We start from the raw sequence: 14,042 nt of genomic DNA on the forward strand, positions 1-14,042 counted from the left end.
CCACGATGAAAAGCACAAAGCGCAAAGGGATTATCCTCGCCGGAGGTTCCGGTACCCGGTTACACCCCTGCACCCTGGCTACTTCTAAGCAGTTGTTGCCGGTGTATGACAAGCCTATGGTCTATTACCCGTTGTCCACACTGATGCAGTCGGGTATCCGGGATATTCTGCTGATCTCCACGCCCCAGGATCTGCCGCGTTTTGAGCAACTGCTGGGTGACGGGAGCCAGTGGGGCATTTCCCTGCAGTACGCGGTGCAGAACGAACCAAATGGACTGGCCGAAGCATTCCTGATTGGGGAGTCTTTCGTCGACGGCGGCCCTAGTGCTTTGGTGCTGGGGGACAATCTGTTCCACGGCAGTAATTTCCGGGAACTGCTGCACCGGGCAGATGGCCAGGCTTCGGGTGCGACTGTGTTCGCCTATCCGGTTCACGATCCGGAGCGGTATGGCGTGGTTGCGTTCAACAAAGACCGCAAGGTGGTCAGCATTGAGGAGAAGCCGGAATCTCCCAAATCCCGCTATGCCGTTACCGGGCTCTATTTTTATGACGAGCAGGTGGTAGATATTGCCAAAGAGGTGAAACCCTCCCACCGGGAAGAGCTGGAAATCACCGATATCAATGCCCATTACCTGGAGCACGACCAGCTACACGTGGAGTTGATGGGGCGCGGGTATGCCTGGCTGGACACCGGCACCCACGATTCCCTGCTGGAAGCCTCCCATTTCATCGCTACGCTGGAGCACCGTCAGGGCCTGAAAGTAGCCTGCCCTGAGGAGATTTCCTGGCGCAATGGCTGGATAAACGACGAAACCCTGGAAAAGATGGGGCAGCAGTTCAGCAAAACCGGCTACGGCAGGTACCTGCTGGATTTGTTGCGTTTCGGGGACATGGAGAGTTGATATGAATGTTGAAAAGACGCCGCTCGAAGGCGTTCTGATTCTTGAGCCCCGGGTTTTTGGTGACGACCGGGGCTGGTTTTACGAGAGCTTCAACGTCGCCCGCTTCAACGAGATTGTGGGCAAAGAAGTCAGTTTTGTGCAGGACAACCATTCCTGCTCCGGTCGGGGTGTGTTGAGAGGTATTCACTTCCAGACTGCAGGTGCTGCACAGGGAAAACTGGTTCGTGCCACCGCCGGCGAGATTTTTGATATCGCGGTTGACCTGCGTAAAAGCTCGCAGACGTTTGGTCATTGGACCGGAGCGCTGCTCAGCGCTGAAAACAAACGCCAGCTTTGGGTACCAGCTGGTTTTGGCCACGCCTTTTTGGTCACCAGTGAGATGGCCGAAGTTCAATACAAGGTCGATGATTACTGGTCGCCGGACCATGAGCGTAGCTTGCGCTGGGACGACCCTTCCGTTGGCATAGCCTGGCCGGACGTGGGCGAGATACAGCTCTCTGACAAAGACCGAGTTGCGCCTGATCTCAACCTTCTGAATGCGCAGGGTGATGTGTTTGAGTGATTTTAGTCTCGATTCCGGAAACCGCATGGGTGTCGTGCTGGTTGTAGGTATGCATCGTTCAGGGACGAGCGCGATTTGCAGGCTTCTTGATAATGCTGGTGTTGATTTTGGCACGAATCTGATCCCTCCCGGGGACGATAACCCTCTAGGGTTCTGGGAGGATCGCGACTTTATTGGCATGAACGAGGAGTTGCTTGGAAGCGTTGATGCCTGGCAAAGAGTAGTGCTGCCGACACTTGGGAGTAGCGAGCAATGGCAGCGCAAGGCCAAGACATTTCTCGCAAGATGGCTGGACAACCGCTCCTCCGGTGCGGCTGCGGTTGGGCTCAAAGACCCGAGGGTTTCCAGAACCCTGGAGCAGTGGTTGCCTTTCTTGAAGAGGCCTCAGGTTTTGTTCGTTGTTCGTAATCCACTGTCGGTGGCGCACTCTTTAAATCGGCGCGACGGCATGTCTGTAGAGTATGGGCTTGCACTCTGGTTCGTTTATAACTTTGAAGCTTTTAAAGCTCTTCAGGACCACTGCGTTGCGTTTCAAGTGGTCAACTATGACCTTTTGATGGGAGGCGACACTGACCAGAAAGAGCAGATCCAGAATTTTCTAGGCCTAACTGATCTGAACATGTCTCTGTTAGAGCGTAAACTTCAACATCAGAGATTTGATACGTCTGATGTACACGAGGACAATTTTATTGAAGAACTGTCAGCGCGCTTTTGGGAGGTGCTTACCAGTGATTCCCCTGATTACGGTTCTTTTGAAACTGCTTACAAAAGTGTAATGGCCTTTTACAAGCCGTTCAGCGATTTGGCTGATCGGCTTAACGAAGCCCAAGAATATTCTTCCCACGTCGAAGCAGATAACCAGTTGCTTCGCGAACAAGTTAGAAAATTCGAGCTTGAAGCTGATGAATCGAAGCGCTATGCGACTCACTTGGAGGCAGACATAGAAAGTTTGCATGCGAGCATTGATCATCTTGAAGGTGATTTGGATGGTTTGCGTCAGACAATAGCCTCCGAACAACGTCAGAATCGGTCGATGGGAAAAACGATCAACGACTTGCAGAACAATCTGTTGCGTCAAGAGGAATTGCTTGAACAGAAAGAATCCGAAATGGCGGACACCGTTGCAAAATACCAGTCTTTGCAAACGGATTATCAGCAGTTGGAGCAAGTGCGTTGGCAGGTAGACGTTCTTTTACAGCAGTTGTATAGCTCCAAATCCTGGCGGTGGACAGCCCCCCTGCGGTATTTTCGAAAAGTTCTTAGCGTTGGCATCAGGAAAACGGTTTTACCGGTAAGATGGATGGCGTCGTATTTTTTGCGAAGACTGTCGTCTGTCAAAGCTCGAGCATTGGTTTCTTCCAGGCAAAATGCCACCGCTTTGCAGCACCTTGTGGATAATCGGTCTCTTGAGAAATTCTGGAATCCATTCCCCGACGCTATGCCGCCGGAACTGCCGAAGATAGGATTGTCGGTTGTTTTATATAACAACGGGCGGTGGCTTCAAACCTTTATGGAGAGTCTCCTCTCTCAAGATTATCCGCTTGACAAGATACACTTGTTCTTCGTTGATAATTCCTCAACTGACGACACACACTCAAAGCTTAAAGACCTGCTTGCGAGCAACGCACAACGATTCGCCAGTTTGCAAGTGGCGCGTAGACCAAACGCTGGCTTTGGTAGCGGGCACGATTATGCAATTCGAAAGCTTAACGTTGACTATGTGCTCGTCAGCAATGTTGACCTCGAGTTTCAGAGGGAGGCTATTGTCAATGCCGTTTCTGCTGCTCTCTCAGACAAAGATGTAGCCAGTTGGGAGTTGCGGCAATCTCCTTACGAGCATCCCAAATACGTGGATCCAGTAACGCTGCAAGTAAATTGGAGTTCTCACGCCTGTATTCTTATTGAACGCAAGGTTTATCTGGAAGTTGGCGGGTATGAGCCGCGTATTTTTATGTATGGCGAGGACGTAGAACTTTCCTATCGCTTTCGTCGCGCTGGTTACCAATTAAAGTATTTGCCTCGCGCGGTTGTCTTCCACCATACATATGAGTCTGAAGGCGAAATTAAGCCCCTGCAGTTTTCCGGAAGCACTGCGGCGAATCTTCTGATCCGATGTCGGTATGGCAATATTAGCGATGTCCTTGTAGGATACTTTTTAATCTTTGCGTTGGCATTTCGTGGTGCGGGTTTCAATGATAGCCGCAGATTACTATGGCGTTCTTTGCCCGGTACGTTAGCGAAGAGCATGTTCTTTTTAGCTACTAGAGAAAAGAGTAAGGCAGCCTTCCCTTTTCGTGGGTTCGATTATGACCTTTGCAGAGAAGGGGCTTTTTGGGAAAGCGATCGAGCAATAATTGACCAGCTGGAAGACCTGCCGTTAGTAACGGTTATCACTAGAACCGTTGAAGGTCGGGAAGCGTTACTGAATCAGGCAATTTTTTCAGTGATGAACCAGACATATCCATCTATTCAGCACATTATTACTGAAGATGGTGGCGACAGCACGAAGGCATTGTGTGAGCAAGTGGGAGGAGTTAGTCCAGAGCGATACGAGATCCGGCATCTTAGATGCCCCAAAAAAGGCAGAGCTCATGCGGCGAATCGTGCACTGGACGAGGCGGCTGGACAGTACGTTGTAATACTCGATGACGACGACCTATTGCTACCAGATCATATCGAAGCATTGGTAACAGAAATACTGCGCAACGACAGTGATGCTGCCTATTCGCTCGCCTGGGATACCCCTGTGAAGTACTTTGATAAATCGCGGGGCTATTACACTGAACATGCTCACATAACGCTGCCTCTTTTTTATCAAGAATTTGACCGGGAGGTACTTTTTCATCATAACTTCTTGCCCATTCAGAGTGTGCTTTTCAAGCGAAGCCTTGCTGGTCAAACCATTCGTTTTGATGAGGATCTTGACTATCTGGAAGATTGGGTATTCTGGAAGCGGCTAACTAAGGGTGCTGATTTCCGATTTGTAAAGAAGACAACCTCTATTTACAAAACTCCGCTTTCTGTTAATGAAAATTTCGCTCGCAGGCGTTTGTTAGATGAAGCATACAAAATAGCAAGCGAAAGGCCCATTAGTTAAGGGGCTTATCGTTATTCGGTTAAGCTTTATTTCTTGCGTTTGATTATGAATTAGATATTCTATTTTTTTGAGGGTAGAGGATATTTTGAAAATTTATAATAAATCTACTAGGTACGCTTTTTTGCATATAGGAAAAACGGCAGGTACAGCAGTCAGGCAGTCTATTGCATCGCAGTTTACTCCTGATGCAGTGTGCCCATATTACTTCCACAGGCAAATAGAGTCCATGCCTGATGAAGAACTCGAGAAATATGGATTTATATCTGCACACATTGGTTATGATCTTGCGAAGTCGCTATCGGACAACGTCTTTACTGTTCTGAGAAATCCCTTTGATCGTGTAGTGTCTCTTTACTACTATTGGCGATCCGTCGAGGGAGATAGAGGTGGGCCGGTGATAGCCAAAGAAAGTCGAAATTTTGAAGAGTTTTTGGAGGTCAAGAAAGCACCCGTAATTGTAGATATATTTAATGCACAAACATGGCAATTGGCGCACGGCCACGAGGGCTATACTCGAAAAAAACTCCGTGGTGCCTATACAGAGGATCAGTTACTTCAAAAGGCAAAAGAGAACCTCGAGCAGCTTTCAGTCGTTGGCGTTCAAGATAACTTGGGGCTATTTCTTCAGAGAATCAATCAAAAATTCGGCTGGAATGTTAATGAAATCCTAGAATCTAATCGTAATAAAGAGCGGCCAAAGATCGATGATGTTCCTGTTAGGACAAAAAGAAAGATTTATGATCTTGTATATTTGGATCTAGAGCTTTATTTTTTCGCACAAAAGCTGGCTGATTATTGACCGTTCGGTGATCCCATCTTAAGTCCGCATAATGATGGCACGCAAAATGTTTATGCCCCTGGAGTTGGTTGAAGGGCGGTCTCCAACTCCAAGTGCAACACTCGGTTAATGAACCCCTGTGGGGGCATCCTGACTGCGGTTAAGCAGATCCATTAATACCTCCAGAGGCGTCTGGAAGTCCAGTCGCTTTCGCGGGCGTGAGTTGAGCTGGAAGGCGATCGCATCCAGCTCCTCTTGGCTCAGCATGGACAGGTCGGTTCCCTTGGGCATGTATTGGCGCAGTAGGCCGTTGGTATTTTCGTTCACGGCGCGTTGCCAGGGACTGTGCGGGTCCGCTAAGTAGTCGCCCTTGCAAAACAAAAATGTGCAATAAAAACATACCTCTGTGGACGTTTTCCGGTATAATTTCTCCCCGAAAATGCAGTCACAGCCTCAAAACCGTGTAGTTTTCCATTGCCATGATTCCAAGTGACGACCGCCAGCCACCCCAGAAAGGGCTTTTTGAGCTCTATCTCGAAGACATGATTAACCTGCGTCATCCGTTGGTCCGGATGGCTGAACGCATCGACTGGCCGCAGTGCGAACAGCAGTTCGGTCCGTACTGGTGCCCGGACAATGGTCGTCCCGGTCACCCGATCCGGCTTCATGTTGGGCTGCAGATGTTCAAACACATGCAGGGGCTGTCCGACCGCGAGCTTCTGGATCAGTGGGTTGAGAACCCGTACTGGCAGTATTTCTGCGGCGAGTCGACGTTTCAGCACGAGCCGCCGATGGATGAATCCACCATGGGCCGATTTCGTCGACGCATCGGCGAGGAGGGTGCCCGGGCGCTTCTGCGGATGACGGTGGAGCTGGGCGAAGGGACCGGAACGGTGGCCCCGGGGAGCTTCCGGGTGGCAGTGGCGGACACCACGGTGATGCACAAGGCCATAGCACATCCCAGCGAGGCCCGGTTGATGGCGCGCGCTCACCGGCGCCTGGTGGCCCGGGCCAAGGCGGAGGGAGTGACGTTTCGCCAGACCTATGAGCGCTCACTGGATGGGCTGCTCATGCGGATTGGGCGTTACGCCCACGCCCGCCAGTTTCGGCGGATGCACAAACGTCTTCGCAAGCTCCATGGGTATCTCGGACGGGTGTGCGGTGATGTGATCCGCCAAAAGCCTTACGGCCAGCGCAGCCAGGCGCTGGATGACAGCCTCTATCAGGCACTGTATCTGCTTCGCCAGTACGCCGATCCCAAACACCGGCCCAAGCTTTACAGCCTGCACGAGCCGGAGGTGGCCTGCATCGCCAAGGGCAAGGCACGCACCCCGTATGAGTTTGGCAGCAAGGTCAGCGTCATCACCACCGCCAAAGAAGGCTTCGTGCTCGACTGTCAGGCGCTGCGGGGCAACCCCTACGATGGCCACACATTGCATGAGGGGCTGATGCGAGTGCACCGCCACTGTGGCCACCTGCCGGTACACACTCTGGTGGATCGGGGGTATCGCGGCAGTGAGATCACCCCGCTGTCCAACGTGCGCATCACGGGGAAACAAAAAGGCAAAGGCACGGCCCACCCGGAGCATCAGCACCGGCGCAACAGCGTTGAGCCGATCATCGGACACCTCAAGCACGAAGGGCTACTGGACCGCTGCCACCTGCGCGGACATGACGGCGACCGAATCCACGCGGTGCTTTGCGCGGTTGGATTCAATCTGAGGAAGATCCTGCGACGCCTGGCCCGTCTTTTTGGGCTTCGGTTCATCCAGGAGTTGTTGGGGCTGCTGCGGGAATCCGGAACGCAAACCGGCCAATCAATGAATCAGGTGGTTTCCATTCCCGTTTGAAAGGCGGGTTTTGCAAGGGCGACTACGTATTTTAAAATGGATTTAATTCCAACTCTTTGGACAAGATTTTTTCATTCTCTTTCTTAAGGTTATCTTTTGCGTAATCAATGGCACTGGAACCCTTAACGTCTTTAGCATGTAAATCTGCACCAGCTTCCAGCAATAGCTTAATCATTCTAACGTCAGAGTGTTGAGCTGCATGCATCAAAGGAGTTCTTCCCCATCTCTCAATACCAATACAACTCCATTTATTTTCTTTCTCCAGTTGATACGTATGATTCACATTGGCGCCATTATTAAGTAATAAGCTAACCGAATCATGCTGACTGAATTGAATTGCATAATATAAAGCAGTTTTTCCAAATTCATTCTGTTGGTTTGGAGAAAACCCAGCATCTAAAAGAGTTTTAATGTGACTGGGGTTATATACTGCATATGCAAGCATGGGTTCTGATCTTCCCCCTGGAGAAGGTGTATGTACCGAAAAAGCCAGCTTTTTTACGACTTCATTGTTTGTATTATGGATTAACAGTCTACGAAGGCTATTGGTCTTTTCACCTTCAGACGCATCATTAATTGAAAGCAGGAAATCATCATAAACGCCATTCGTTGCTTTTTCAGTAAACGGCACCAACTCCTCGGGTTTCCAGCTATAAAAATAGCTGCCGAATCCATAGTTAGAGATTCTTTCCAATGCATTTTCTGTATATTTCTGAGCAAGATTACGATCAATGGCATGCGTTTCAATGTACCAATCTGTCAATAGAGGTCTTATCTTTTTTAACTCAGCCATATACTCCGTGTAAATCTCTCGGTTGTATAAGCTGTGATAACTCCACTCTTCGAAATACTCCATGCCTTTTTTCTTTCCTCTTCTTGAAGAAAAGCCTTGCGGGTAATATCCAAGTTTTGCTAGGTCAAAATGATAGTAACGCCACTGGGCATGAACAATAGTACCTGTGCAATGTTGAGGTAACCTTGAGGGCCTTCGTATACCACTAGCCTGCCTAATCACTTTTTGAAGAAAGTCTAATTGGCTCAAGCTTTTAGGGCATTCATAATCTACAGAATTTCGCGTTCCGTAGCCCGATCCTAAATCACTCAACTCGAATGCCAATTCTGGTACTTCCTTCATTTCTTCGCACGTTAAATTGCGATCCTGTAGTGGATTCGTTCTACCGTCAATTTTGAAATCATAACCTTCAGAGTTATCTCCATAACCACCATGGGTACCAAACCATTTACCGCTAATGCGTGATATCTCACCTTCAAAAGTGATTACACTTCCCTTAAAAACCTCATTTATTTTTGGGTCATTAACAGTTTTGAGAGTAATTTCACGCTCAATAAGCTTTCCCTTCAGATCTATTGGGATTTTTGTTTTTGTGTAGTGGTAACTCCCTGTAACTTCACCTTTTTCACTTACTACTAAGTTCATCTCAATAGGCACATTTGCAACATGGCCTTTTCCAACAAGGGAAACGCTAGCTTGAGAGATAAAAGGGAAAAGTATTGCAAAAAAGAAAAGGTACTTCATCATTTGAATTCCATTTAACAGCTAATTCAACGACAACCGTCGTATATCACACAGTCGCCTATGTCCAACCCAAGTTATTCGATACGGCAGGATAATGTTAAGAAAAGAAGAAAGGTATGCCTGGATTCCGCTTTCCGTGCTATAGAGATATACGACACCTGTCGTTGATCTCCAGACTAATCCTGTCGTCTATCTCCACGAGACTAGAACGTTCTCTTCCGGAAATCAAAGCGTTACGGAGTAGCCTCTGGGGATATACGACAGGTGTCGTATACCCCCGGTCCCGATTGTTAGGTCTCTTTGGTCGCCTTCCCAGGCGACTCCGAAGTCGGAGACATCGGCTACAGGTGGCGATCCTTGTCCGTGATGTAGAAACCCATTGGCCATCCACCCCGCAGGCGTTACGCTGCTTGAACGCCCAATCAAATAAAAAGGAGGCCAGTGATGTCACATCTCACCGGTTCGTGTCTGTGCGGCGCGGTGAAGATCCGTGTGCCGGATGAATTTCCCTTTATGGGCAACTGCCACTGTTCGGAGTGTCGCAAGTGGACGGGCTCGGCGTATTCCTCGGCGGCGATGGTGGATGCCGGGGACTTTGAGGTGACGCAGGGGGAGGAGGCGATCAGCACCTACCAGAAGACGGATGAGACGGACCTGGGCTTCTGTAAGCACTGCGGATCGAGCTTGTATTCCAAGAAGGTGAACCGGGGCAAGTACATCATCCGGCTGGGCATTCTGGATGATACGCCGACGCAGCGCCCGGCGGCCCACATTTTCGTGGGCTCCAAGGCGCCGTGGTACGAGATCAGCGACGGCCTGCAGCAGTTCGAGGAAGGGCCGAACTGACCCTACATATTGCGCCGGTATTCGCCGCCGGTCTCGTACAGCACGTGGGAAATCTCGCCGAGCGAGCAGTGTTTCACCGCCTCCATGAGGGCATCAAAGGTGTTGCCCCGCTCGGCGGCCACTTGCTGTAGCCGGCTCAGGTGGCCGGCGCGTTCGTCCTGGTGCTGGCCCTGGAAGGCCCGGAGCTGGGCGATGCGCTGGTGTTTCTCGTCGTCATCGGAGCGCATCAGTTCCGGCTCTTCGGTGGCCTGTTCGCCGTCTTTCGGCAGGTAGGTGTTCACGCCGATGATCGGCAGGCTGCCATCGTGCTTGCGGTGTTCGTACACCATCGATTCTTCCTGGATCTTGCCGCGCTGGTACATGGTGTCCATCGCGGCGAGCACGCCCCCGCGGTCATTCAGCCGCTCGAATTCCTGCAGAACCGCTTCCTCCACCTGATCCGTCAGCCGCTCGATGATGAACGAGCCCTGCCAGGGGTTTTCGCAGGCGTTGAGCCCCAGTTCGCGATTGATGATGAGCTGGATCGCCACGGCCCGGCGCACGGAGTCCTCCGTGGGTGTGGTGATCGCCTCGTCAAAGGCGTTGGTGTGCAGGCTGTTGCAGTTGTCGAGCAGCGCATACAGGGCCTGTAGTGTGGTGCGGATGTCGTTGAACTGCATCTCCTGGGCGTGAAGGCTGCGCCCGGAGGTCTGGATGTGGTACTTGAGCTTCTGGGAGCGCTCGCTGGCGCCGTAGCGGTTTTTCATGGCGCGGGCCCAGATCCGGCGGGCAACGCGGCCGATCACGGCGTACTCCGGGTCCATGCCGTTGCTGAAGAAGAAGCTCAGGCTCGGGGCGAAGTCGTCAATCGCCATGCCCCGTGACAGGTAATACTCCACCAGCGTGAAGCCGTTGGCGAGCGTGAAGGCCAGTTGCGTGATCGGATTCGCCCCGGCTTCGGCAATGTGATAGCCGCTGATCGACACGCTGTAGAAGTTCCGCACGCCGTGGTCCACGAAATACTGCTGGATGTCGCCCAGCATGTGCATGGCGAACTCGGTGGAGAAGATGCAGGTGTTCTGGGCCTGATCCTCCTTTAGGATGTCCGCCTGCACGGTGCCCCGGACACGTTGAAGCGTCTCTTCCCGGATGCGGGCGTAGGTGTCGGCATCCACCACCTCATCGCCGTTGACCCCCAGCAGGCCGAGGCCCAGGCCGTTGTGCCCCGGGGGCAGTTCGGCGTCGTAGGTCGGGCGGTCCCGGTCGGCCAGTTGGCGTTGGACCTGTTCCCATTGCCCCGTTTCCTGGAGGTGTTTTTCCACCTGCTGGTCGATTGCCGCGTTCATGAAGAAGGCGAGGATCGTCGGCGCCGGGCCGTTGATGGTCATGGACACGGAGGTGGTTGGGTCACACAGGTCGAAGCCGGAGTAGAGCCGCTTCATGTCATCGACCGTGGCGATGGAGACGCCACTGTTGCCTACCTTGCCGTAGATGTCCGGCCGGCGGTCCGGATTCTCGCCGTAGAGCGTGACCGAATCGAACGCGGTGGAGAGCCGCGCCGCCGGCTGACCGGAGGCCAGGTAGTGGAAGCGCCGGTTGGTGCGCTCGGGGGTGCCTTCGCCGGCGAACATGCGGGTCGGGTCTTCGCCCTCGCGGCGATAGGGGAACACGCCCGCCGTGTAGGGGTAATGGCCCGGCAGATTCTCGTTGCCGAGGAAGGTCAGCAGGTCGCCCCAGTCCCGGTAGCCGGGCGTGGCCACCTTGGGTACCGCCAGTTCGCTGAGTGAGTAGCGGTAGTTGTCGCCCTCAAAGACCTTGTCCCGCACCTGATACTGATAGCGTTCGCCTTCGACGCTCGCTTTCTTCTCCGGCCACTGGCGCAGGGCGTTCAGTAGTTCCGGGTCGAGTCGTTCGAGCGCCTGGTTGTAACGGTCGCGCAGTTGCCGGATGGCATCATTCTCATGGGTCGTGTCGGAGTAGGGCGCCAGGGCCTCCGGAAGGTCCGGGTCGTCCAGTGCCTTCAGGGCGTTCCAGGCGGTCTGGGCGTCGCGGGCCGTGTCCGCCATCGCCTCAATCGTCTGCGCGTTGGCGCGGTTGTCTTCGGCGATCTCGGCCAGATAGCGGTCCCGTTCCGAGGCGATTAGCGGCGCGGTGTCCGGCAGGGCCCAGGGGAAGGCGGTGCTGGCCTCCCAGGTCAGCCAGTCGGACAGGTGCGAGAACAGGCCACTGACGCCTTCGTCGTTGAACTGGCTGGCATTGGTGGCGAATACCGGAATCTGCTCGTTATTCACATCGAACCGGTTGTGGTTGCGCTTCCATTGCTTGCGCACATCCCGCAGGGCGTCCAGTGAGCCGCTGCGCTCGAACTTGTTGATGACGATGGTGTCCGCCAGGTCCAGCATGTCGATCTTCTCAAGCTGACTGGCAGCGCCGAAGTCGCTGGTCATCACGTAGATCGAGTGATCCACCATATCCACAATTTCCGAGTCGGACTGGCCGATCCCGGCGGTTTCCACCATCACCAGATCAAAGTCCGACTGTTTGAGGTAACGGATCGCATCGGCAAGCACGGCGCTGGTGGACTGGTGCTGGCGCCGGGTCGCCATGGAACGGAAGAACACCCGGTCGTTGCGCAGGCTGTTCATGCGGATGCGGTCGCCGAGCAGGGCGCCGCCCGTGCGTCGGCGGGTTGGGTCGATGGCCAGCACTGCCAGTCGTTTGCCCGGGCAGAACCGCAGGAAGCGGTTGATCAGCTCGTCGGTCAGGCTGGATTTGCCCGCGCCGCCGGTGCCGGTGAGGCCGATGACCGGGGTGTCGCTGTCCGCCATCTCGGCCGGTGGGTGCTCCTGTTCAATGGCGGAGAGAGTGCGGGCAATCTGGGCAACGCTCGTCCGGGGATCGCTCCGGCGTTCCTGACGCCGTGCCTCCGCCCGGGACACCACATCGTCGATCATCGCCACCAGCCCCTGCTTCATGCCGTCGTTGGGGTGGTACAGACGGGTGACGCCGTATTCGTGCAGTGCGGTGATCTCGTCCGGCGTAATGGTGCCGCCCCCGCCACCGAACACGGCCACGTGGCCGATGCCTTCCTCGTTCAGCCGGTCGATCAGGTAGCGGAAGAACTCCATGTGCCCGCCCTGATAGGAGCTGATGGCGATGGCATCGGCGTCTTCCTGCAGCGCGGCGCGAACGATGTCATCCACGCTCCGGTTGTGGCCCAGGTGGATGACTTCGCAGCCCTTGGTCTGGATCAGACGGCGCATGATGTTGATGGCGGCGTCGTGGCCGTCGAACAGGGAGGCGGCGGTAATGAAGCGCAGCGGGGTGGTGTCGTCGGTCATGGAGGCTCACATTCGTGTAAATAGTCGTCATTTCAGTGTGAAAGCATCGAAACGGCGCTACCATGGCCTGTCATCACAAAAAAATAATCATAAAATGACACAAACGAACGAGGCAGGAGAGTGCGGATGAGCACCATCACGGTGTCCGTCACAATGATCGAGGCGGCGCTCCGGCACTATCCGGGGAGCGAGCAGGACGCGCAGGCGCTGTGTCGCGCCCACGGCGTGCCGCCCGGTCTGCTGCGGCGTGCGTACGCCCGCGTGTCGGCCGAGCATTATTCCAGCCTGTTGCAGGCGATCATGGTGGCAATGGGCGATGAGATGCTGGGCTATGGCCGGGTGCCGCATCGGCTCGGGACCTGGAAGATCATGGCCCACTCGGTGATCACGGCGGAGACGCTGGGTGAGGCGCTGCGCCGGTACTGTCATTTCTTCCGGCTGTTCGACTGGGGGCTGGCGCCGCGTCTGGCGGTGGAGGACGACGAGGCGGTACTGACCCTGACGCCGACTGACCCCTCACAGCCGCTGGAGGATTACGCCCACGTGGCGACGCTGTTCTACTATCACCGGTTCGCGAGCTGGCTGGTGGATTTCCAGATTCCGGTGCTGGGCGTGGACATGCCGGCCGATCCGCCGGTGTATGCCGACGAGTTGCGGCCCATGTACCGATACGCGCCCATCCGGTTCGGGCGGGGCGTGTCCCGGATGCGGTTCGCCGCCAGCATGCTGGACCGCTCGTTGCAGCAGGACCGCCTGAGCCTGGAGACCTTTCTGGAAAACCCCAACCTGGTGATGGTGGCCCGCCGGTTTGACCGGGACAGCTGGCAGGCCAGGGTGCGGGCGATCATCCATCGCGAACCGGCGAACATGCCGTCGTTTGAACAGGTGGCCTCGGAGCTGCATCTGAACCCCCAGACACTCCGGCGGCGGCTCCGGCGCGAAGGCCTGACATTCAATGAGATCCGCAGTCAGGTCCGGCGGGACCTGGCCATCTACCATCTGTCCCGATCCCGGGATTCCGTCGAGACCATTGCCTACCGCGTGGGCTTCGCCGAGCCCAGCAATTTCATCCGGGCCTTCCGGCAATGGACGGGGGTGACGCCGTTTACCTATCGCAAAGGGGGGTAGCCGGCGGCGTGTCCCATTGTAC

Annotated in this window: 9 protein-coding genes and 1 pseudogene; 7 read left to right on the forward strand and 3 right to left on the reverse strand. The window is 54.3% G+C overall.

Annotated features, from left to right (window positions below; all coding sequences use genetic code 11):
- Positions 1-5: 5 nt before the first annotated feature.
- The 4 genes from rfbA to C8D92_RS01475 all read left to right on the forward strand — a co-directional run bounded on the left by rfbA (position 6) and on the right by C8D92_RS01475 (position 5,360).
- Positions 6-902 carry a glucose-1-phosphate thymidylyltransferase RfbA gene (gene rfbA / locus C8D92_RS01460; protein ID WP_116918227.1) on the forward strand — a complete coding sequence of 299 codons (897 nt, stop codon included), beginning with the start codon at positions 6-8 and terminating at the stop codon, positions 900-902.
- A 1-nt stretch (position 903) separates the two neighbouring features.
- The gene (gene rfbC, locus C8D92_RS01465; RefSeq protein ID WP_095611908.1) at positions 904-1,464 is read left to right on the forward strand and encodes a dTDP-4-dehydrorhamnose 3,5-epimerase; all 561 of its coding nucleotides are present in this window, start codon (positions 904-906) and stop codon (positions 1,462-1,464) included.
- Positions 1,465-1,489: 25 nt separating this feature from the next.
- Complete coding sequence (locus tag C8D92_RS01470) at positions 1,490-4,561, forward strand: glycosyltransferase (protein ID WP_158222395.1); 3,072 nt, start codon at positions 1,490-1,492, stop codon at positions 4,559-4,561.
- Between the two features lie 121 nt (positions 4,562-4,682).
- Entirely contained in the window at positions 4,683-5,360 is a 678-nt protein-coding gene (locus C8D92_RS01475) for a sulfotransferase family 2 domain-containing protein (protein WP_243402328.1), read from the forward strand.
- 105 nt (positions 5,361-5,465) lie between these two features.
- Here the strand turns inward: C8D92_RS01475 and C8D92_RS01480 are convergent.
- Positions 5,466-5,702: pseudogene (locus tag C8D92_RS01480) on the reverse strand (IS30 family transposase); the annotation flags it as partial.
- 116 nt (positions 5,703-5,818) lie between these two features.
- On the opposite strand from C8D92_RS01480, the gene C8D92_RS01485 reads away from it, so the two are divergent.
- Entirely contained in the window at positions 5,819-7,189 is a 1,371-nt protein-coding gene (locus C8D92_RS01485; protein WP_095612206.1) for an IS5 family transposase, read from the forward strand.
- 31 nt (positions 7,190-7,220) lie between these two features.
- Here C8D92_RS01485 and C8D92_RS01490 read toward each other — a convergent pair whose 3' ends face one another.
- Entirely contained in the window at positions 7,221-8,729 is a 1,509-nt protein-coding gene (locus tag C8D92_RS01490; protein ID WP_095612207.1) for an ankyrin repeat domain-containing protein, read from the reverse strand.
- 441 nt (positions 8,730-9,170) lie between these two features.
- On the opposite strand from C8D92_RS01490, the gene C8D92_RS01495 reads away from it, so the two are divergent.
- A complete protein-coding gene (locus C8D92_RS01495; protein WP_095612208.1) occupies positions 9,171-9,572 on the forward strand; it encodes a GFA family protein in 402 nt (133 codons plus the stop codon).
- Positions 9,573-9,574: 2 nt separating this feature from the next.
- Here C8D92_RS01495 and C8D92_RS01500 read toward each other — a convergent pair whose 3' ends face one another.
- On the reverse strand, positions 9,575-12,892 hold the full coding sequence (locus C8D92_RS01500) for a methylmalonyl-CoA mutase family protein (RefSeq protein ID WP_095612209.1): 3,318 nt from the start codon (positions 12,890-12,892) through the stop codon (positions 9,575-9,577).
- A gap of 126 nt (positions 12,893-13,018) precedes the next feature.
- On the opposite strand from C8D92_RS01500, the gene C8D92_RS01505 reads away from it, so the two are divergent.
- A complete protein-coding gene (locus C8D92_RS01505; RefSeq protein WP_095612210.1) occupies positions 13,019-14,020 on the forward strand; it encodes an AraC family transcriptional regulator in 1,002 nt (333 codons plus the stop codon).
- Positions 14,021-14,042 lie beyond the last annotated feature (22 nt).

The sequence above is a fragment of the Tamilnaduibacter salinus genome (assembly GCF_003096655.1).
GTDB lineage: Bacteria > Pseudomonadota > Gammaproteobacteria > Pseudomonadales > Oleiphilaceae > Tamilnaduibacter > Tamilnaduibacter salinus.

What these genes read in the sequence shown, in the direction of transcription:
- rfbA (WP_116918227.1), top strand. Translation starts at nt 6, where the DNA reads ATGAAAAGCACAAAGCGCAAAGGGATTATCCTCGCCGGAGGTTCCGGT.
- C8D92_RS01505 (WP_095612210.1), top strand. Translation starts at nt 13,019, where the DNA reads ATGAGCACCATCACGGTGTCCGTCACAATGATCGAGGCGGCGCTCCGG.
- C8D92_RS01490 (WP_095612207.1), bottom strand. Translation starts at nt 8,729, where the DNA reads ATGATGAAGTACCTTTTCTTTTTTGCAATACTTTTCCCTTTTATCTCT.
- C8D92_RS01495 (WP_095612208.1), top strand. Translation starts at nt 9,171, where the DNA reads ATGTCACATCTCACCGGTTCGTGTCTGTGCGGCGCGGTGAAGATCCGT.
- C8D92_RS01470 (WP_158222395.1), top strand. Translation starts at nt 1,490, where the DNA reads ATGGGTGTCGTGCTGGTTGTAGGTATGCATCGTTCAGGGACGAGCGCG.
- rfbC (WP_095611908.1), top strand. Translation starts at nt 904, where the DNA reads ATGAATGTTGAAAAGACGCCGCTCGAAGGCGTTCTGATTCTTGAGCCC.
- C8D92_RS01500 (WP_095612209.1), bottom strand. Translation starts at nt 12,892, where the DNA reads ATGACCGACGACACCACCCCGCTGCGCTTCATTACCGCCGCCTCCCTG.
- C8D92_RS01485 (WP_095612206.1), top strand. Translation starts at nt 5,819, where the DNA reads ATGATTCCAAGTGACGACCGCCAGCCACCCCAGAAAGGGCTTTTTGAG.